General features: G+C 73.4%; 14 protein-coding genes and 1 pseudogene. 6 read left to right on the plus strand and 9 right to left on the minus strand.

Annotated elements, in window-relative coordinates; all coding sequences use genetic code 11:
- Window positions 1-56: 56 nt before the first annotated feature.
- The 3 genes from IE290_RS12495 to sigJ are packed head-to-tail and all read left to right on the plus strand — an operon-like array spanning window position 57 to window position 1,788.
- A complete protein-coding gene (locus tag IE290_RS12495) occupies window positions 57-713 on the plus strand; it encodes a TetR/AcrR family transcriptional regulator (protein WP_191244706.1) in 657 nt (218 codons plus the stop codon).
- A 37-nt stretch (window positions 714-750) separates the two neighbouring features.
- Window positions 751-894, plus strand: a complete 144-nt coding sequence (locus tag IE290_RS12500; RefSeq protein WP_191244707.1) for a hypothetical protein — start codon at window positions 751-753, stop codon at window positions 892-894.
- Window positions 895-909: 15 nt separating this feature from the next.
- Window positions 910-1,788 (plus strand): RNA polymerase sigma factor SigJ, encoded by an 879-nt coding sequence (gene sigJ, locus IE290_RS12505; protein WP_191244708.1) that lies wholly within the window; start codon window positions 910-912, stop codon window positions 1,786-1,788.
- Here the strand turns inward: sigJ and IE290_RS12510 are convergent.
- The 5 genes from IE290_RS12510 to IE290_RS12530 all read right to left on the minus strand — a co-directional run bounded on the left by IE290_RS12510 (window position 1,780) and on the right by IE290_RS12530 (window position 5,123).
- Entirely contained in the window at window positions 1,780-2,424 is a 645-nt protein-coding gene (locus IE290_RS12510) for a maleylpyruvate isomerase family mycothiol-dependent enzyme (protein WP_191244709.1), read from the minus strand. The two genes, sigJ and IE290_RS12510, sit on opposite strands and share 9 nt — an antisense overlap.
- Window positions 2,418-3,056 carry an SGNH/GDSL hydrolase family protein gene (locus tag IE290_RS12515; protein WP_191244710.1) on the minus strand — a complete coding sequence of 213 codons (639 nt, stop codon included), beginning with the start codon at window positions 3,054-3,056 and terminating at the stop codon, window positions 2,418-2,420. The genes IE290_RS12510 and IE290_RS12515 overlap by 7 nt, the downstream gene beginning before the upstream one ends.
- A gap of 102 nt (window positions 3,057-3,158) precedes the next feature.
- Window positions 3,159-3,443, minus strand: a complete 285-nt coding sequence (locus tag IE290_RS12520) for a hypothetical protein (RefSeq protein ID WP_229874434.1) — start codon at window positions 3,441-3,443, stop codon at window positions 3,159-3,161.
- A gap of 399 nt (window positions 3,444-3,842) precedes the next feature.
- Window positions 3,843-4,415 (minus strand): TetR/AcrR family transcriptional regulator, encoded by a 573-nt coding sequence (locus IE290_RS12525; RefSeq protein ID WP_229874435.1) that lies wholly within the window; start codon window positions 4,413-4,415, stop codon window positions 3,843-3,845.
- A gap of 144 nt (window positions 4,416-4,559) precedes the next feature.
- Complete coding sequence (locus tag IE290_RS12530; protein ID WP_229874436.1) at window positions 4,560-5,123, minus strand: GNAT family N-acetyltransferase; 564 nt, start codon at window positions 5,121-5,123, stop codon at window positions 4,560-4,562.
- 62 nt (window positions 5,124-5,185) lie between these two features.
- Here IE290_RS12530 and IE290_RS12535 point away from each other — a divergent pair, with 62 nt between their 5' ends.
- Together IE290_RS12535 and IE290_RS12540 are read left to right on the plus strand one after the other, a co-directional pair.
- The gene (locus tag IE290_RS12535; protein ID WP_191244711.1) at window positions 5,186-6,613 is read left to right on the plus strand and encodes a bifunctional phosphatase PAP2/diacylglycerol kinase family protein; all 1,428 of its coding nucleotides are present in this window, start codon (window positions 5,186-5,188) and stop codon (window positions 6,611-6,613) included.
- 117 nt (window positions 6,614-6,730) lie between these two features.
- Window positions 6,731-7,699 carry a TetR/AcrR family transcriptional regulator gene (locus IE290_RS12540; protein WP_191244712.1) on the plus strand — a complete coding sequence of 323 codons (969 nt, stop codon included), beginning with the start codon at window positions 6,731-6,733 and terminating at the stop codon, window positions 7,697-7,699.
- Between the two features lie 483 nt (window positions 7,700-8,182).
- On the opposite strand, the pseudogene IE290_RS12545 reads toward IE290_RS12540, so the two are convergent.
- Together IE290_RS12545 and IE290_RS12550 are read right to left on the minus strand one after the other, a co-directional pair.
- Window positions 8,183-8,654: pseudogene (locus IE290_RS12545) on the minus strand (SRPBCC family protein).
- A 427-nt stretch (window positions 8,655-9,081) separates the two neighbouring features.
- On the minus strand, window positions 9,082-11,487 hold the full coding sequence (locus IE290_RS12550) for an ATP-binding protein (RefSeq protein WP_191244713.1): 2,406 nt from the start codon (window positions 11,485-11,487) through the stop codon (window positions 9,082-9,084).
- A gap of 85 nt (window positions 11,488-11,572) precedes the next feature.
- On the opposite strand from IE290_RS12550, the gene IE290_RS12555 reads away from it, so the two are divergent.
- Window positions 11,573-12,262, plus strand: coding sequence for a helix-turn-helix transcriptional regulator (locus tag IE290_RS12555; RefSeq protein WP_191244714.1), 690 nt, complete (start codon window positions 11,573-11,575; stop codon window positions 12,260-12,262).
- Between the two features lie 110 nt (window positions 12,263-12,372).
- On the opposite strand, the gene IE290_RS12560 is transcribed toward IE290_RS12555, so the two are convergent.
- Complete coding sequence (locus tag IE290_RS12560; protein WP_191244715.1) at window positions 12,373-15,633, minus strand: BTAD domain-containing putative transcriptional regulator; 3,261 nt, start codon at window positions 15,631-15,633, stop codon at window positions 12,373-12,375.
- Between the two features lie 402 nt (window positions 15,634-16,035).
- Window positions 16,036-18,912: an AfsR/SARP family transcriptional regulator gene (locus IE290_RS12565; RefSeq protein ID WP_229874437.1), complete on the minus strand. Its 2,877-nt coding sequence runs from the start codon at window positions 18,910-18,912 to the stop codon at window positions 16,036-16,038.
- Window positions 18,913-18,978 lie beyond the last annotated feature (66 nt).

An 18,978-nucleotide genomic window follows, 5' to 3' on the forward strand; every position in this document is an offset into this window, starting at 1 on the left:
GTCAACACTCTGTCGAGAACGCCGACGCGGCGTCGACCACCTGCTACGGTGACGGCATGGCCACCGATCCCGCCGTCCGCACCCGCCCGGCCCGCGGCCGGCGCGCGCCCCGGCCCAGCGGTGACGAACGGGAGCTGGCGATCCTGACCACCGCCGAGCGGCTGCTCGCGGAGCGGCCGCTGAGCGAGATCTCCACCGACGACCTCGCCCGCGGCGCCGGCATCTCGCGGCCGACGTTCTACTTCTACTTCCGCTCCAAGGACGCGGTGCTGCTCACGCTGCTCGACCGGGTCACCGAGGAGGCCGACCGGGCGTCGTCGGCGGTGTTCGACACCCCCGGCCCGAGCCCCGCGCAGCGGTGGCGGCGGTGCCTGGACGCGATCTACACGACCTTCCGCGCGCACCGCGCGGTCGCGCTCGCCGCGGCCGAGGCCCGCCACACCAACGCCGAGGTGCGGGAGCTGTGGGCGGGCATGATGGAGACGTGGGTCAGCCGCACCGCGGAGGCCATCGAGGCCGAGCGGGCGCGCGGCGCGGCCCCGGCCGGGCGTCCGGCGCGCGACCTGGCGATCGCGCTGAACTCGATGAACGAGCGCGTCCTGTACGCCACCTTCGCCGGTGACGGGCCGGCCGTGCCCGAGGCGGACGTGGTCGACGTGCTGCTCGACGTGTGGCTGACCACCATCTACCGCACCACCGAACCACCGGCCTGAACCGTTTCGGCCCGCCGCGGCCGGGTAGCCCGGGCGCATGGAACGCAAGCACGACGACCCGCGCGAGGACCTGCCCGGCGCCGAGGACTCCTCGCAGGAGGAGCAGGAGGTCCTGCGCGGCGAGCAGGGCACGTCCTCGGGTGACGAGCACGACGACTTCGATCCGCAGCAGGGCCGGTAGGGCATCCTGGAGGGCGTGGACCGTCTCGCCCTGTTCGAAGCCAACCGCCCGCGCCTGCGCGGCCTGGCCTACCGGCTGCTCGGTGAGGCGTCCGAGGCCGAGGACGTCGTGCAGGAGGCCTACCTCCGCTGGGACGCGAGCACCGGCGTCGAGGTGCCCGAGGCGTGGCTGACGAAGGTCGTCACGAACCTGTGCCTGACCCGGCTCACCTCCGCGCGGGCGCGGCGCGAGCTCTACACCGGGCCGTGGCTGCCGGAGCCGGTGTTCACCGACCACGACGAGCTGGGCCCGCTGGAGACCGCCGAGCAGCGCGAGTCGCTGTCGGTCGGGCTGCTCGTGCTGCTGGAACGGCTGACCCCGCCGGAGCGCGCGGCGTTCGTGCTGCGCGAGGCGTTCGGCCACAGCCACCGCGAGATCGGCGAGATCCTCGACCTCGACGAGACCCACGTCCGCCAGCTCTACCGGCGCGCCCGGCAGCACGTCTCGGACGGGCGCAAACGCTTCACCGCGACGGCCGAGCAGCGCCGCGCGATCGTGGAGCGGTTCCTCGCCGCGACCGTGCACGGCGACGTGGCGGCGCTGGAGCGGATGTTCGCCGACGACGTCGTGTCCTGGGCGGACGGCGGCGGCAAGGTCACCGCGGCGCGCCGCCCGGTGTCCGGCCGCGAACGGGTCGCCCGCTACGTCGCCGGCCTGGTCAACGATCCTCGCGCGGGCGACATCGAGTTCTCGGTGCGCTCGATCAACGGCGAGCCCGGCATCGCGATGCACCTGTGGGGCGAGCTGTTCGGGATCGTGCTGCTCGAACCGGGCGCGGACGGCCTGGTCGCCCTGCACACGATCGTCAACCCGGACAAGCTCGCCTACGCCGCGGCGCAGAAGGGGTCAGCGTGAGTACACGTTGACGTCGTCGCCGAGGCCGAGCGCGGCCGGGTCGCGGCGACCGGAGGCGGCGAGCACGAAGTCGAGCGCGTCGGCCTGGACGGCTTCTCCCCCGCCGCCGATGTCGAGCGGGCCGAAGCCGTGCAGCTCCAGGTGTGCCGGTCCCCAACCCCGCTCGCGCAGGGATTCCGCGACCCAGTGCACGGCGGCGGTCAGGCCACTGTCCCGCTCGGACTCCCGGCCCAGCGCGGCGCGGATGTCGTCGCCGTGCACGTAGGCGTCGTACCACAGGGTCAGGACGCCGTTGCCGATCGTCCGGCCCCGCACACGGCTCGGTTTCGCCCACAGCTCGTCGTCGAGTTCGGACAGTGAATTGTGGAGTTTCGCGTTGGCTTCGCGGAGCATGGCGGCCAGTTCAGCCGGGCCGTGGTGACGGAGGGCGGCGGCCTGCTCGTCCGGGCTGCGTGAGCCGATGGTGCCCGCGGCGGTGTCCACCGCGTTGCCGACGACGTGCGCGGCGACGTCCCGCACCCGCCACTTGGTGCACCGGGTCGGCGCGTCCCACTCGGCGGCGGCCGATTCGACGAGGCCGGCGAACCGGTCGTACTGCCTCAGCGCGCCGTCGACGACCTGCGCGCGGGTCAGCACGACAGCTCCGCGGCGAGGCGGCGGACGGTCTCGGTGACGACGATCGCGTGGCCGCGGGCGTTGACGTGCAGCCGGTCGGCGCTGTAGATCCCGGCGTCCGCGGACGCCGGGTGGTCGCCGAGGTCGATGTACCAGGCGCCATGCCGGTCGGCGACGCGGCGGGTGAGTTCCGCGAGCTGGGCGAGCCGGACGCGGAGGCCGTCGCGCCGGTCCTCGGCCGCGACCGGGGAGCGGGAGATGTCGAACAGACCCATGACCAGCACCGCCGAGCCGGCCTCACGCAGTGCGGAAACGATTTCGGAAAGCGTTTCCTCGACCGCGACGGGGTCGAAGGAGCGGCGGAGCATGTCGTTGCCGCCGGCCGCGACCACCGCCAGGTCCGGCCGGAAGTCCAGGGCCGCGGCGAGCTGGGTGTCCCGGATCTGGGCGGCGCGCAGGTCGCGGACGCCGAGGTTGGCGTAGGCCAGGTCCGGCTGGTGTTCGCGCAGCAGGTCGGCGAGCCGGTCGGCCCACGGCGGCGGCGGGTAGCCGTCGACCGGGTCCCCCAGCCCCTCGGCGACGCTGTCGCCCAGGACGGCGAGCCGTTTCCAGGGCGCGCCGCGCAGCGATGCGGTGAGCACGTCGGTCGTCATGGTCGCCCCTCCAAAGTTTGTGGACGACCGTACTTTAAGTTTGCGGGCGAGTTCGAGTCAAGAAGGTATTTTGCTCGGTATCGTGACTGGACGGCTGTCCGCTCAGTTGCGCCGCTGCTGGGGGATCGACCCGGCACCGGCCCGGCGGGCCGCGACGACCAGGCAGCGCTCGCACGGCATGCCGACGGGGCGGTCCAGCAGGTCCAGCTCCCCGCGGCGGCCTTCGAAGCCGCAGTAGGCGACCAGCACGCCCGGCCGCGCCCCGGGCAGCGGGAAGACGTGGGCGACGCGCTGGGTCTCGCCGACGGTGCCGGACCGCGGCCGGGCGAGGACGAACGTGGCGTTCAGCCCTCCTGGCTCGTCGTGCACCCGCACCCATCCACTCACGGTGAGCCTCCTCTCGGGGCGGCCCCTGGTGGGTCCACTCCGGATACTCGTCGCGGTGGTTCCCTGGTGCGCCCACACGGCAAACTCCAGGGCCGGCTTTTCACCCGACAGTGCTCGGGGCAGTCCACAGTGGGCGACGCCCGGGTATGCACCGCAGCGTCCAGCCACATCCCCCCACACCCGCGCCGTCAACCCGCGCGGCGTCCAGCCCCGCCACTTCCCCTACGCCAGCCCCACCACAACGCCCCCGAACGCACCCCAGCCTCCAGCCGCATCCCCCCACACCCGCGCCATCAACCGCGCGCCGCGTCCAGCACCGCCACTTCCCCTACGCCAGCCCCACCACGATGCAACCGAACGCACCGCAGCCTCCAGCCGCATCCCCCCAGACCCGCGCGGTCATTCCCGCGCGGCGTCCAGCACCGGGCCCAGCTCCGCCACCACCGCGTCCAGCGGCGCCACGTCCTCCTGCGCCCGGGCCATCACGATCGCCCCTTCGAGGGCACTGATCATCACCATCGCGAGCGAGCGGCACCGCGCCTCGGGCACCCCCATCTCCCGCAGGCTCTCCTCGACCGGCCGCAGCCACGTCTCGAACCCCGCGCACACCGCCTGCCGCAGCTTTTCGTTGCCCGCCACCACATCCGCCGTCGTCGCGACGAACGGGCACCCCGCCGCGAAGCCCTCGTCCCGGAACTGGTCCCGCCACTGGGCCACCATCCCGGCGAACAAGCCGGCCGGCGTCGGCGCGGCCGCGGCGTAGCGACGGACCCGCCCGGCCGCGAACTCGCCCGACCACGCCAGCGCCTCACGCACCAGCTGGTCCTTGCCACCCGGGAAGTAGTGCTGCAGAGACCCCCGTGGCGCCGACGCGTGCTCGACGACCTCCCGCATCCCGGTCCCGCTCACCCCCTGGGTCCGGATCAGCTGCGCCGCGCTGTAGACCATCCGCTCCCGCGGCCCTCGCGTCACTCCGCCACCTCCTGCACGCCCCGGCCCGTCGGGCCGGGCAGCCCACTGCTCGTCACGGCTCCGCACCACACGCGCCGCCCTCTCAGCCCACTCACCGTCACGCCGTCACCTCCGCCGCCAGGCCCCCCGGCAACCCATTTCCCGTCACGCCCCCAGCCCCGCCGGCCACGCAGCCCTGCCAGCCGATTCAGCCTCGGGCCGTGCCGCCCCATCAGCCCACTCCCCGTCACCCAGCCCCGGCATCGTCAGCTCGTACCGGTACTCCCCGCGCTCGACCCCGCGCAACAACCGGAAACCCTGCCCCCGCAACAAAGCCTTCGCCGCCGCGTTGTCCGCCTGCGTCACCGCCCGCACCGTCCAACCCGCCCATCGCCCCGACGCCCGCAACCACGAAGCCAGGCCGGTCGCGATGCCGCGCCGCTGCCACGGGTCCGCGACCATGATGCCCAGCTCCGCCACCCCCGGCTCACCGGCCACCAGGTTCAGCAGCCCCGCGGCCGCCCCGCCGCTGAACGCGACCAGCGCGACCCCGTGCGGCGGGCCCGCGAGGAGGTAGCGCCGGTACCGGTCGAGGATGTCCCGCGGCTCCGGCTGCCCGGGCAGGAAGAACCGGTTCCGGAGGGTGCCGGCGGAGCAGGCCAGGACGAGGTCGGCGACGTGCGCGATGGACGTCCCGTCCAACTCCTCCAGGGTTATGACACCTGTCATAGACCCGGTGTACTCCTCGGCGGACCCGGAAGCAAGCCCCGAGCGCGCATAGACTGCGGGTCATGCGGCGATGGGTGTCCCGGGTGGACCGGCAGGTGTTCGCCCGGGTGGCGGCGACCGATTCCGTGCTCCTGGACCGGGTGCTGCCCCGCCTGGGCCGCGCGGCCAACTACGGCGGCCTGTGGTGGGCGGTCAGCGGTACGCTCGCCGCGACCCGCAACCGCCGCGCCCGCCGCGCCGCGCTCCGCGGGATGCTCGCGCTCGGCATCGCCAGCGCGGCGGCCAACGGCCTGAGCAAACGCGTCATCGGCCGGGCCCGCCCGTCGACGGTCGCCATCCCGCCGGTCCGGCAGTTGCGGCGCGTGCCCTGGACGACGTCGTTCCCGTCCGGGCATTCCGCTTCCGCGGCCGCCTTCGCCGCCGGCGCCGCTCTGGAGTGGCCCGCGCTGGCCGCGCCGGTCGGGGCGCTCGCCGCCGGGGTCGCGACCTCGCGTGTCGTCACCGGCGCCCACTACCCGTCCGACGTGCTCGCCGGGGTCGGCCTGGGCGTGACCGCCGGCCTGGTCACGCTGTCCTGGTGGCCGCGCACCCCGGCCGGCCCGTCCGAGGCCGAGCCGTGCCCGGCGCCCGCGCTGCCGACCGGCGACGGGCTGGTCCTGGTGGTCAACACGTCCGCGGGCAGCGCGGGCGCGACGGTGCTGGATCGGATCGCGGCCGAATTGCCGCAGGCGAAGATCGTCGAACCCGCGGACGGCGAGGACCTGACCGACGCCCTCACCGAAGCCGCCCGGACGTGCCGCGTCCTGGGCGTCGCGGGCGGGGACGGCACGATCAACGTCGCCGCGCGGGTCGCCGCGGAGCACGACGTGCCGCTCCTCGTCGTCCCGGCGGGCACCCTCAACCACTTCGCCCGCGATCTCGGCGTCGAGACCCCGGACGACGCGATCACCGCGTTGCGCACCGGTTCCGCGGTGCGGATCGACCTGGGGATCGCGGACAACCAGGTCTTCGTCAACACGTGCAGCACCGGCCTCTACACCGATCTCGTCCGGTACCGGGAGCGGTGGGAGAAGCGAATTGGGAAGTGGCCGGCGGTGCTGGTCGGACTGGTGCACGTGCTGCGCCGGGCGAAACCGCAGGAGCTGGTCGTCAACGGCGAGCCGCGCCGGGTGTGGATGATCTTCGCGGGCAACGGCGCGTACCGCCCCCGCGGGTTCGCGCCGACCTACCGGCCCAGCCTGCACGACGGGCTGCTCGACATCCGCGTGGTGTACGCGGAACGTCCACTCGCGCGCACACGAGTGGTGCTGGCCGTGCTGACCGGAACGCTGCGCTGGTGCACGCCCTACCAGGACCGGCCGGCCGCGGCGCAACTGAGGATCAGCGCGCCCGGCGGCGGCCTGCGCCTGGCCGTCGACGGTGAGCTGATCGAGGTGCCGCCGGACATCACGCTGAGCAAGAGCCGGGGCGCGCTGGTCGTCTACCGCTGAGTGGACCACTCCAGCGCGAAGTCGGCGATCTCCTCCCAGCCCTCCTGGCCCACGATGTAGTGGGTGCGGCCGGGGAACTCGCGGAACTCGGTGACGGCACCGGATTTGGCATAGCGCTTGAAGTTCTCGCGGTTGATCTTGGCCGGGACGATGTGGTCCCGCTCGCCGGCGATGATCAGCAGCGGCGCCCGGTCGGGCTTGCGGAAGTCGACGCGCAGCGGCGTTTTCGGGTTGACGTTGGCGAGTGCGCCGTCGAACAGGGACGCGCGCGGCGGCCGGCACGTGGTACCGGTCGTAGACGGCGCGGGATTCCTCGGCGGTGAGGGTGTTCGTGAAGGCGTAGTGGAACTGCTCCGGCGTCAGCGGGACGGCCTTGCGCAGGTTGAACGGGTTGCCCAGGACCGGCGCGGACGCCTTGAGCGTGCTCAGCGGCAGCCGCAGGACGCCGCGCACGGGGGCGGGATCGATCGCGACGCCCGCCGCGCCGAGGCCGCGGGACAGCAGCACCTGCACGATCGCGCCGCCGTAGGAGTGCCCCATGATGACCGGCGGCCGGTCGAGGGTGCGGATGGTTCTGTCGTAGTGATCGATGATCTTCGCGAGGCCCAGGTTCGCCTGCCGGTGGACCGGGTGATCGAGGAGGCCGAGGTCAGCCGGGCGACGTTCTACCGGCACTTTCCCGGCAAGGAGGAGCTGGTCCGGGCGTACCTGGAGCGGGAGGACGAGCGGATCCGGGCCCGTTTCGCCGAGGCGGCCCGATCGGCGGAGTCACCCGCCCAGCTGCCGGCCCTGGTGGCTGCTGCCCTGGGCGACGAGATCTGTGGTGCGGGCTTCCGAGGGTGCCCGTTCATCAACGCCGCGGCCGAGTACCCGGACAGAGGGCACCCGATCCACCAGGCGGTCGACACTCATCGGACTTGGTTCCGCCAGACCCTGACGGATACCCTGACCGCCGCCGGCCACCCCGACCCCGCCCACGCGGCGCAGGTGCTGATCCTCCTCCGCGACGGCGCCATGGTGGGCGGCTACCTGGACGACCCGGAGCAGATCCGAACCACTCTGGAGAAGACAATCGCGCGGCTGTAGTGGCCAGGTGGCTCAGCCACTCGCAGACCGTCGCGGCTCGCCGGCCCGGCGGATTGGCCCAGCCACTCAAGGCCGATTCGGTCCGCAAGCCACAAAAATGGCCAAGTGGCTCAGCCACACGCAGTCCGTTGACCCGCTGCGGGCAACGGATTGGTCCAGCCACTCGGCCAGCAGATTGGCCAGTCACGCGCCGAGCAGATTGTCCGGCCACCCGTCCAGCCCGGGACTTGCGGCGCCGGCTGCCCAGGAGCCTCACTGGTTCGGCCACTCAGCCAGGCTTGACCACTCGCCCACCGCGGCTTCTTCGCCGCTATGGCTCCCATAAGCCACTCGATACCGCGAGCGGCTTCCCTGCTGCGACGCTCAAATCCAGTGGCTGAGCCACTTTTCCACCGCAGCGAGGGGGAATGGCTCTGTGGCTCAGCCATTTCCGGTCGGCACGGGGCCTTCCCGGGCGTCAGAGATGCAAGCTTTCCCGAAGCGTCAGGGGCGCTCGGCGCGAGCCTTCAGCCGTTGCAGGGTTGCGGCGATGTTGGCGCGGTTCTTGTCCTCGCGCTGCCAGACGCCCGTGACCAGCGAACTGGGCGCACGAAACCAACCCGGCCGCTTGTCCCACGTGCTCTCGACGACCACGCAGCCGTCGCCGGCCGGTTCGATGTCGTACTGCCACCGGGACACCGGGATGCCCAGCGACCGCACCTCGAAGGCGAACCGCTTCCCCGCATCGGCGTCGGTGATCGTGCTGATGGTGCTCCACAACCGCACACCGCGACGGGTTGATCCCGCGGAACCGCGCGCCCACCCGGGCGCCGGTCACTCCGCCGAGCCAGCGGAACCCGCTGTACTCCTCGGCCAGCTCAGCCAGCACGCTTGGATCGCTCACCAGGTCGTACACCCGCCCCGGCTCGGCACCGATCTCGATCCGGCCCGTGGCACTGGGCCCCGAGTGCGACATGGACACCTCGCAACGTCGCGAACAGTTACATACCTACAGTATGTATCTCGATCGTGCGCGTCAACACTCGGTCACAGGGTCCCAGCCGGGGCGGCTGTGACGCGCGAGCTCTGGAGGAGTCGGTCCAGGTGACCACAGTGGATGATCGCGGCCGAGGCAGGCAGGTCGGCCCCGAGGGCTGCGGCACTCATCGCGCCAGCACCGGCCGAAACGAGCACGGCCGAACCCACAACCGCCGCAGCACACCTTGAAGCGCTAGGCCGGATTAGGCAGGGGCCAGAAGAACAGCGCTACTCCGTCAATCCCACCAAACCCCAGCGGTCGTCAGGAGCCGGCCACGCTCTCGCCCCTGCTCAAGCGGCTGGAGGCGCCCGCTAACCCATCAAACCCCAGCGGTCAACGCCGCTCAACCCACCAAGCCCAGTGATCACCGCGGCTCAACCCCACCCAGCAAGCGCTTCCCCAGCTCCGCCGCCGCCTCCGTACCCAGCTCCTCGCACACCGCCAGCGCTTCCCGGCGGTGTTCCTCCGCCAGCACGCCCCGCTCGGTCGCCTCCAGTACCAGCACCAACTCAACCAGCGCCTGCGCCCGCTGCCACCGCGTCAGCACGTCCGTGAAAACCCCCAACGCCGCCCTCAGACAGTCCTCCGCCCGTCCGAGCCGTCCGGCCTCCCGCCACGCCGTGCCCTCCTGCACCGCGCATTCCGCGCCCGCCACCGTAAAACCGCCCTCGTCGAACAACGCCCGCGCGGTTCCGAACGCCTCCGCACCACCCGGCCAGTCCCCCGTCTCGGTGAGCGCCCGGCCCATCAGCTGGAACGTCAGCGCCCGGAAGAACCGGTACGTGAACGGGTTCGTGTCGTCGCGATACCGGTCGGTGTCGGCGAGCACCTCCCGGTGCACCAGCAGCGCCTCCCGCGGACGGCCGACCGCGCACAACACCTTCCCCAGCACGTTCCGGATCGAGCCCTGCCCCATCCAGAAGTCCATGTCCGCCAAGCCGACCGCCCGCTCGACGTGGTCCAGCGCCTCCGACGGCCGCCCCAACCTCAGCAGCACCGAACCGAGGTAACCGAGCGCCCACGTCTGCTCCCGCCGGTCGCCGATCTCCGTCGCGATCTCCAGCGCTTCCCGGTGCGCGGCGCGGCCACCCTCGTTGTCCCCCAGGCAGTAGTACCGCGCCCAGCCGAGGAAATTCAGCAGCACCGCCTCGTCGGCCCGGCTGCCCAGCGCCCGCGCCGCCTCGACGCCGAGCGCGAACACCTCCTCCCACGGCAGCTGCTGGATCCGGCCGTCCGAGAACCAGTGCAGCGCGCGGGCCAGGTCCACCACCTGCCGGGACTTGCCCCGCGCGAGCGCGATTCGTTGCGCGGCGAGCCAGTTCGCGGCCTCCGCGTCGAGCCAGGCGCCGGCCTCCTCGCGCGTGGCGAACCGGCTCGCCTCCACCGAATCCCGCAGCGCGTCCGGGTAGAACAGTCGCCCGGCCTCGATTCCGGTGTCCAGCAGGTGATCCAGCACCGAACACATCGCGGTCGAGGCCGAGCCGGCCTCCTCCTCGGCCGCCAGCCGCTCCCGCGCGAACAGGCGGATCAGGTCGTGGAACGTGTAGCGACCGGGCACGCTCCCGGCCTGCAGGAGGTTCGCGTCGACCAGTTCGTCGATGTGGGCGCGCACATCCGCAGTCGCCATGCCGGTGGCGACGCTCGCCAGATCGGCCCCGAAGTCCGGCCCCGGGATCACCGCGAGACGGCGGAACACCATCCGCGCGGCCGGGGACAGCCGCCGGTGGGACATCTCGAACGCCGACCGCACCCGCAGATCCCCCGCCGACAACGCCGCCAGGCGCGTGTTCTCGTCGCGCAACTGGTCGACCAGGTAGGCGATCGTCCAGTGTGGACGACTCGCCAACCGGTTGCCCGCGATCCGCACCGCCAGCGGCAGGTTCCCGCACAGCTCCGCCAGTTCCACGGCCGCCTCCGGTTCGGCGCGGACCCGGTCCGGCCCGGCGATCGCCGCGACGAGCGCCGAGGCGTCCGCGGTCTCCAGCGGTCGCAGCCACAACCAGCGCGCCGACTCCAGCCCGGCCAGCGCGCGACGGCAGGTGATGAGCGTCAGGCAGCCGGTCGCGACCGCCAGCAGCGGGCGGACCTGAGCCTCGTCGGCGGCGTTGTCCAGCAGCACCAGGACCCGGCGGCCGGCCAGCAGCGACCGGAACAACGCGGACTGCTCGGCGACCGTGGCCGGGATGTCCGCCGCCGGCACGTGCAGGCCGCGCAGCAGGACGTCCAGCGCCGCGCGCGGGGTGACCGGCTGGTCGTCCATGCCACGCAGGTCGACCGACAGGAAGCCGTCCGGGAACTCGCCGGCCAGCAGGTGCGCGGCCGTGCGGGCCAGCGCGGTCTTGCCGACGCCCGGGTGCCCGACCAGCGACACGACCACGCCGCTCGGGACGGTCAGCGCATCGGTGGCGGCGCGGCGCAGCGTGGCCAGCTCGGAGTCGCGGCCCACCAGGTCCGGCACCGCGGCCGGCGGCGGCCCGGCGAACGGCGCTGGTCTGGACCTGCGGCGGCGGCCGTCGCGGGCGGCGGCCAGGAAGTCCTCGCGGGCGCCGCCGGTCAGCCCGAGCGCGTCGGCGAGGGCCTCGGTGGAGCGGCGCTGGGCAGCGCGGGCCCGGCCGCGTTCCAGGTCGGACAGGGCGCGGACGCTGACACCCGAGGCCTGGGCGAGGTCGGCCTGGGTGAGCCGGGCCGAGCGGCGATGGCGTAGCAGCAGCTCACCGAAGGTCGGACCCTCCCCCGGCGACCCTATGTCCAGTGTCTCGCTCACCGCCACCCATTAAACCGGCAGAACTGCGCGAGCCGAAACCTGCCGGTGCTTCCGCCTGGTTCCCCCGGCATCGGTACGGTTAGGTGGCCCTATGCCGTTGCGCACCGCTACGCGGGAGATCCCCGGCGGCCGGCCCGCCACCCGCCTGCACGCCGTTCCGGCGGCCGACCGCGCCGTGGTCCGCGTCGCCGTGCTGGCCGACGACGTGTTCCTGCGCGCGGGCCTGCTCAGCGAGATCCAGGGCAAACCGGGCATCCACGTGGTCACCGGACCGCCCTCGTCGGCCGACGTCGTGGTCGCGATGACCGGGTCGGCGGCGGATCTGCCGGACCTGGTGGCCGACGCCCCGACCAACGCGCGGCTGGTGCTGATCACGGGCACGCCCCGCCCGGCGGAGCTGTGGACGGCGATCGAGAACGGCCTGGTGGTGCTGATCCCGCGCGCGGAGCTGACGACGACCCGGCTGCTGCGCGCGATCGCCGACGCGCACCAGGGTCACGGCCACCTGCCGGCCGAGCAGCTGGGCCAGGTGCTGCACGGGCTGGCCCGCCTGCAGCGCGAGGTGCTGGCGCCGCGGGAGCTGATGCTGAACGGGTTGTCGCGCCGGGAAACCGAGGTGCTGCGGCGGCTCGCCGACGGCCAGGACACGGCCGAGATCGCCGCGGAAATGTCCTATTCGGAGCGGACGGTGAAGAACATCCTGCACAGCCTCACCAGCCGGCTCGGCTTGCGCAACCGCACGCACGCGGTGTCCTACGCGCTGCGCAACGGGCTCATCTGACTTAACGTCCACCGTGGACGGTGGTGGCGGACACGCCGAGGCGAGGCGGCGCCTCGGCGTGTCCGCTGGTCCCGGGGCGGGCGATGGCCGCGCCGGGAGTCTGGGTTCGGTTACGCGACCGACGTCACGGGCCAGCGGTCTCCGGTGAACTCGCGCAGCTCGGCCGCCTCCGGCGTGCCCAGCTCGTCGAACAGCGCGTAGGCGCGGCGCCAGTAGTCCTGCGCCAGCCCGGCCCGCGCGGCGCACCGGTGCAGTTCCGCCAGCTCGTTGAGAGCCCGCGCCTGCTGGTACCGCTCGCCGCGGTTGATCGCGGTGCGCAGGCCGGCCTCGATCAGGTCCGCGGCGGTCAGCAGGTCGCCGATGTCGCGGTGCACGCCCCCGAAGTCGACGAGCACCTCGCTCTCCGTCGCCGGGCCGCTGACCGTGCGGACGATCCGCAGCGCCTCGTTGAGGTTGCCGAGCGCGTCGTCGAACCGGCCGGTCCGGCGGTAGGTGTTGCCGAGCCGGTGCCGCGCGTAGGCGATCCGCGGCTCCAGGCCGTGCGCCTCGGCGAGATCGACGGCCTCCTTCAGGTGCTCGATCGCCTCGCGGTGCCGGCCCAGCCGCCGCCACGCGTCACCGAGGTCGGCCAGCGCGCCGCTTTCGGCGTCCGGGTCACCGGCCTGCCGGGACAGCACCAGCGCGTGCCGGTACTGGTCGACGGCCTCATCGAGCCGGCCGAGCGTGGCCAGCGTGGCGCCGAGGTTCGCCGCGACAGCGGCCTCCAGGCGCGGGTCGCCCGCGCAGCGCGGGCCCGCCGCGCGGAACAGCCGCAGCGCCTCGGGGAACTCGCCGACGCGGTGGCACAGCACGCCCAGCGCGGTCAGCGACGTGGCTTCCAGTTCGCGCTCGCCGTTCTCGCGGTGCAGGTCGATCGCGCGCAGGAACTGCTCGCGCGCGTCGGCGGCGCGGCCGTGGTGCAGGTAGGCCGCCGCGAGGTCGGAGCGGGTGTGAGCCTCGCCGACGCGGTCCTGCGCGGCGGTCGCGGCCGCCAGCGCGGCCTCGTGCGTGTGGACCCAGTCGTGGTCGTGGCTGTAGCCGTAGAGGTACAGGTACGCGCGCAGGCACCGGGTGAGCTGCCAGGCGTGCGTCGGCCAGCCCTGCTCGGCGGCCAGGCTCACCGCCGCGATCAGGCCCGGCCGCTCGGCTTCCAGCCACCGCTTCGCCGCCTCGCGGTCGGGCAGCACGGGACCGTGCGCGGGCGCGGCGCCGGTGAGCGGGATGTGCTTGGCCGGGTAGATCAGCTGCGTGGCGCGGGCCGCGGTGTGCAGGTAGAAGTCGAGGACGCGGGTGATCGCGGCGCGCCGCGCCGGCTCCGGCTCGTGGTCGCGGGCCAGACCGCGCGCGTACTCGGCGAGCAGGTTGTGCAACCGGTACCGGTCGCGGGTGACGACGGTGACCAGGTTTTCGTCCACGAGACGGTCCAGCAGCCACCTCGCCCGCGCCGGGGTCAGCCCGGCCAGCGCGCCGACCGACTCGGGCGTGAAGTCCGCGCCGGGGTGCAGGCCCAGCAGGCGGAACAGGCGTTGTTCGTCGGCCACCAATGCCTGATAGGACAGTTCGAAAACCGCGCGCAGGCGGCGGCTGCCGGCGGCCAGTTCGTCGATGCGGTCACCGGTTTCGGCCAGCCGGGCGGCGAGGTCGGCGACCGTCCACGTTGGACGCGACTGCAGGCGGCGGGCGGCGAGCGCGACGGCCATCGGCAGCCACCCGCACAGCTCGCCCACGCGCCGTGCCGCTTCGGGTTCATTTTCCACCCGCTTGGCGCCGACGACCCGGACGAGCAGTTCGCGGGCCTCGGCCGGGGTGAAGACGTCCAGCGGCAGGGTGCGGGCGCCGTCGAGGGCGAGCGCGCGGCGGCTGGTGACCAGGACGAGGTTGGTCGGGCCGGCCGGGAGCAGGGGCAGGATCTGGTCCTCGCTGGCCGCGTTGTCCAGCAGCACCAGGACATCGCGGCCGTAGACGCGGTCGCGGTAGAGGGAGGCGCGCTCGTCGAGGCTGGGCGGGATCTGGTCGCCGGGCACGCCGAGCAGGCGCAGGAACGAGGCGAGCACCGCGGCCGGGTCGGCGGGCGGCTGGTCGGAGTGTCCGCGCAGGTCGACGTAGAGCTGGCAGTCGCCGTAGCGGCCCTCGGCCAGCAGCTGGTGCGCGACGTGCACGGCGAGGCGGGTCTTGCCGACGCCGGCCATGCCCTCGATGAGCGCGATGCCGACCGCGGTGCCGCCGTCGATCGCGCGGAGACCGTCCCGCAGGGTGGTCAGCTCGGTCTCGCGGCCGCTGAAGTCGGCGGTGTCCAGCGGCAGCTGGCGGTGGGCGCTAACCGGGGCGAACTCCGGGCGCGCGACCTCCTGGCGCAGCACGCGCTGGTAGGCGGTGGCGAGTTCGGGGCCGGGGTCAGCGCCGAGTTCGGTGGCGAGGCGGCGGCGCAGCGTGTCGAACACGTCCAGCGCGGCGGCCTGCTGACCGCTGCCGGCGAGGGCGATCATGAGGCGCGCGTGGACGGCCTCGTGGAGCGGGTCGGCCTCGGCGACGCGCTGGAGGAGCGGCAGGACCTCCTGATAGCGGCCGAGATCGGAGGCGGCGCCCGCGTACTCGACGACGACGGCCCGGTACTCCCGCACGAGCGCGACGACGATCGGGTGGGATTCCAGCGCGCTCAGGCCTTCGAGTGGTTCGCCGCGCCAGAGGCCCACGGCTTCGGCGAAGAGGCCGCACGCTTCGGCGAGTTCGCCTTCCTCGCGGACGTGCCGGGCGCGGGCGACGAGCTGGCGGAAGAGGAGCAGGTCGTGCTGGCCCTCGGCGACCTTGAGCTGGTAGCCGCCGCGGGCGGAAACGATGAAACCGTTTTCCGGGTCGGCCTGGAGGCGGCGGCGCAGGCGGGAGATGCGGGACTGGAGGAGGTCGACGGTGCCGTAGTCGGGCTGGTCGCCCCAGACGGCCTCGACGAGCGCGTCCCGGCCGACGGGGGTGTTCGGGGAGAGCGCGAGGAGGGCGAGGAGGGTGCGCTGGGTCTCCGAGCCGGGGTCGACGGGTTCACCGTCCGCGATGACACGCAGCGGCCCGAGGACTTCGACGCGGAGGCCCGGGCTCGTGGCCTGCTCGCTGCCGGCCTCGCGGAGCAGTTCACCCAGCTCGACTCGCGACAGGCCGAGCACATCGCCCAGTTTGCGGAGGGTGGACACGCGCGGGCGCGTGACACGGCCCTGCTCGACGTCACGAAGGCCGGCCACGCTCAGCCCGGCCAGGTCGGCGACCTCGCGCTGGGTGAGACCCGCGCGCCGGCGGAAGCCCTGGACCAGGGCACCCAAGCGGCTCCGCGAACCGTCGCTCATTCGTTCACCGCCCCCGATCTTCGTCGTTCACAGCCTGGGACGCAGTGGTGCGCCCGGCCGTTCCCGCGTTACTCCGACAGAGTTACAAACGCCGCTTCGAAAACGCTTCGAAGGGGTGTGGGGGTTGCGTTGGTTGCCTGGAGTTCATGCGCGTGTTGCCTGGTGGGTTCGGTGGGTGAGGAGTGGTTGCGGAGGGTGATCATGCGGCTGGGGAACCGGGGTGGTGGGGCGATGAACGGGCCGTTCATGCCTTCGCGCCAGTCGTGGACCGCTCGGTGGCCGACGAGAGTGCCACTCGTGCGGGCATGAATGGGCCGTTCACCCACCGGCGGCGCAGCAGCGCTAGGGTCGCCGCTCGGCGGCGCAGCAGGGCTACAGTCGCCACCCAACGACGCACCAGCGCTACGGCCGCCGCTCGGCGGCGTCGTCGAACGCCGCACCGTCGCGCGTCCCACCACCGCGCGTCCCACCACCGAGCGCTCCGCCGAGAGTCGCCCCGCCGGAGGCGGCCCCGCCAACCGCCGCGCCCTCCAGCTTCGCGCGGATTTGGCCGCCGTCCGGGGAACCCAGCTCCTCCAGCAGCTCCAGCGCCGCCTGCCAAGCGCGTCGGGCGGCGGCGAAATCGCCGCGGGTCAGGTGTGCGTCGCCCAGGCGGTTTAGTGTTCGGCTTTCGTAGTAGCGGCTTCCGTGGCGCCGGTACAGCCCCACGGCGGTCTCGTAGCAGCGCACCGCCTCATCCAAGTTCCCCAGCGACTGCTGCGCGTACCCGACGCTGTCCCACGCGTTGGCCTCCCCCACCAGGTTCCCCAGCTCGGCCTGCACCGCGATCGACTCCTTGCAGTACGCCAGCGCCTGCTCGTGATCCCCCAAGCGCGCGCAACTCCAGCCCATGTTGTTCAGCGCACTGGCCGCCCCGTACCGGTTCCCCGCCGCCTGGAACAACTCCAGCGCCCGCCGCGCGTGGTGGAACTCCTCGGCGTAATCCCCGAGCCGATCGCAAACCCAGGTCAGCCCCTGCCGCACATCCGCCTGGTACCCGAGGTCCCCCAGCTCCTCGAACAACTCCAGCGCCCGATCGAGCTGCGCACGCGCCTCCTCGTCCCGGCCGAGCGCCGTGAGGATCACCGCCAGCCCCCGATGACTGTGCGCCAGCGCCACCGGATCCCCCAACCGCGCGGCCGCCTCCAGCGCCACCTCGTACGTCCGCGGCTCCCCCAGCCAGTGCCTGCCCTGTCGGACGAAGGTGTGGCTCAACGCGCACGCCAGCTGCCACGCATGGGTGTCGAACCCGGTCGCCGCCGCCCGGTCGATCGCCGCCACCAGCACCGGGTGCTCGGCCGCGAACCAGGCCCCGGCGTCGGCGGGCGGATCGGCCACCACGTCCGCCGCCGGCGGGTCCAGCGCCAGCGGCTCGCGTTGCGGGCTCAACGTCGCCGCGCCCGCGTGCGCCGTGTGCACGTAGTGGTCCAGCATCCGCCGCACCGCCGCGGTCCGCTCCGCCTCCGCGTCCTCCTCGTGCGTCAGCTCGATCGCGTACGCCCGCAGCAGATCGTGGAACGCGTACCGCCCGGGCGCGCGCTCGGTGACCAGGTGTGCCCGCGTCAGCTCGGCCAGCAGCGGCCGCACCCGCGGCACCCCGAGGAGGCTCGCCGCCGCCGCGACGGTCACGTGCGGCCCCGGATGCAGCCCGAGGAATCGGAACAGCCGGGCCGCGTCCGGGCTGATCTGGTGGTACGACCACGAGAACACCGCCCGCACGTCGGAGGTGGCGTCGTCGCCCTCGAAGGCGTCGAGCCCGCCGCGCGCGGCGCACAGCTCGGCGGCCAGCTCTCCCAGCGTGAACCCCGGGTTGGTGGCGGCCCGCGCGGCGACGATCGCCAGCGCCAGCGGCAGCCGCGCGCACAGCGTGTTGATCGACGCGACCGCCTCCGGCTCCGCCGCGACCCGGTCCGCACCCAGCCGCCGCGCGAGCAGTTCACGGGCGTCGGCGTCGGACAGCAGGTCCAGGCTCACCGGCGCGGCCCCCTCCACCGCGACCAGGCTCGACAACTGGTTCCGGCTCGTCACCAGCGTGAAACTGCCTGGCGCGCCGGGCAGCAGCGGCCGCACCTGCTCGGCGTCGCGCGCGTTGTCCAGCACCACCAGCACCCGCTTGTCCGCCAGCAGACTGCGGTAGAGGCTGACCTGCGCCTCGACGCTCACCGGGATCCGTTGCGCCGGAACGGACAGCGCGTCGAGGAACCGCCGCACCGCCTCCGCCGGGCTCATCGTGCACGCACCCGGGTCGAAGCCGCGCAGGTTGACGTACAGCTGCCCGTCCGGGAACCGCTCCCGCACGCGGTGCGCCCAGTGCACCGCGAAAGCCGACTTGCCGACACCCGCGCCGCCGCTGACCACCGCCACCGACACTGACGGACGGCCACCGCTGCCGTCCAGCGGCAGCAGCGCGTCCAGCCGCGCGAGGTCGCGCATCCGCCCGGCGAACTGCGGCACGTCGCCGGGCAGCTGCCGCGGCACCGGGCCCTCCTCGGGTTCGTCGCGCAGCAGCCGCACCTGGGTGTCCCGCAGCAACGGCCCCGGCTCGACGCCGAGTTCCTCGATCAGCCGCGACCGGACCGCGGTGTAGACCTCCAGGGCCTCGGGAGTCCGCCCGCACTTGTGCAGCGCGAGCATCAGCAGGGCCTGCAGGCGTTCCCGGAACGGGTTGTCCTCGGCCTCCTGCCGCAGCTCGGTGACCACCGACCGGTGCCGCCCTGCGGCGAGTTCGGCGTCGAAGTAGTCCTCCAGCGCGCTCAGCCGCTTCTCCGCCAGCGCCGGGCCCTCCCGGTCCAGCAGCGACTGCGTGACCCCGCCCAGCGCCGGCCCCTGCCACAGGTCGAGTGCCGCGCGCAGCAGGCGGGCCGCCTCGCCGACCCGGCCGGCGTCGAGGTCTTCCCGCGCCCGGGCCACGGCCTCGTCGAACTCGTGCAGGTCCAGCTCCCCCGGCCCGACCTCGATCACGTAGCCCGGGGCGCGCCGGCTGATCACGTCGGCGCCGATCAGCTTGCGCAGCTCGGAGACGTACACCTGCACCTGGCCACGCACCGTCGCCGGCGGCGCGGCACCCCAGACCAGGGAGAACAACTGCTCGTCCGGCACCACGCGCCCGGCGTCGAGCAGCAGCGCCGCGAGCACCGACCGCTGCTTCGGCCCGCCCAGCCGCACCGGCCCGTCCGGCCCCGACACCTCGATCGGGCCCAGCAGCCGGTACCGCACCGGGCGGGACGGGGTCTCGGGCACGGCTAGTCATCACCTTTCCGCGTGCGGGCCAACGCCCGGTCGTGGCTGCAAACAACCAGAAGACGC

The sequence above is a fragment of the Amycolatopsis deserti genome, from assembly GCF_014653945.1.
Classification (GTDB): domain Bacteria; phylum Actinomycetota; class Actinomycetes; order Mycobacteriales; family Pseudonocardiaceae; genus Amycolatopsis_E; species Amycolatopsis_E deserti.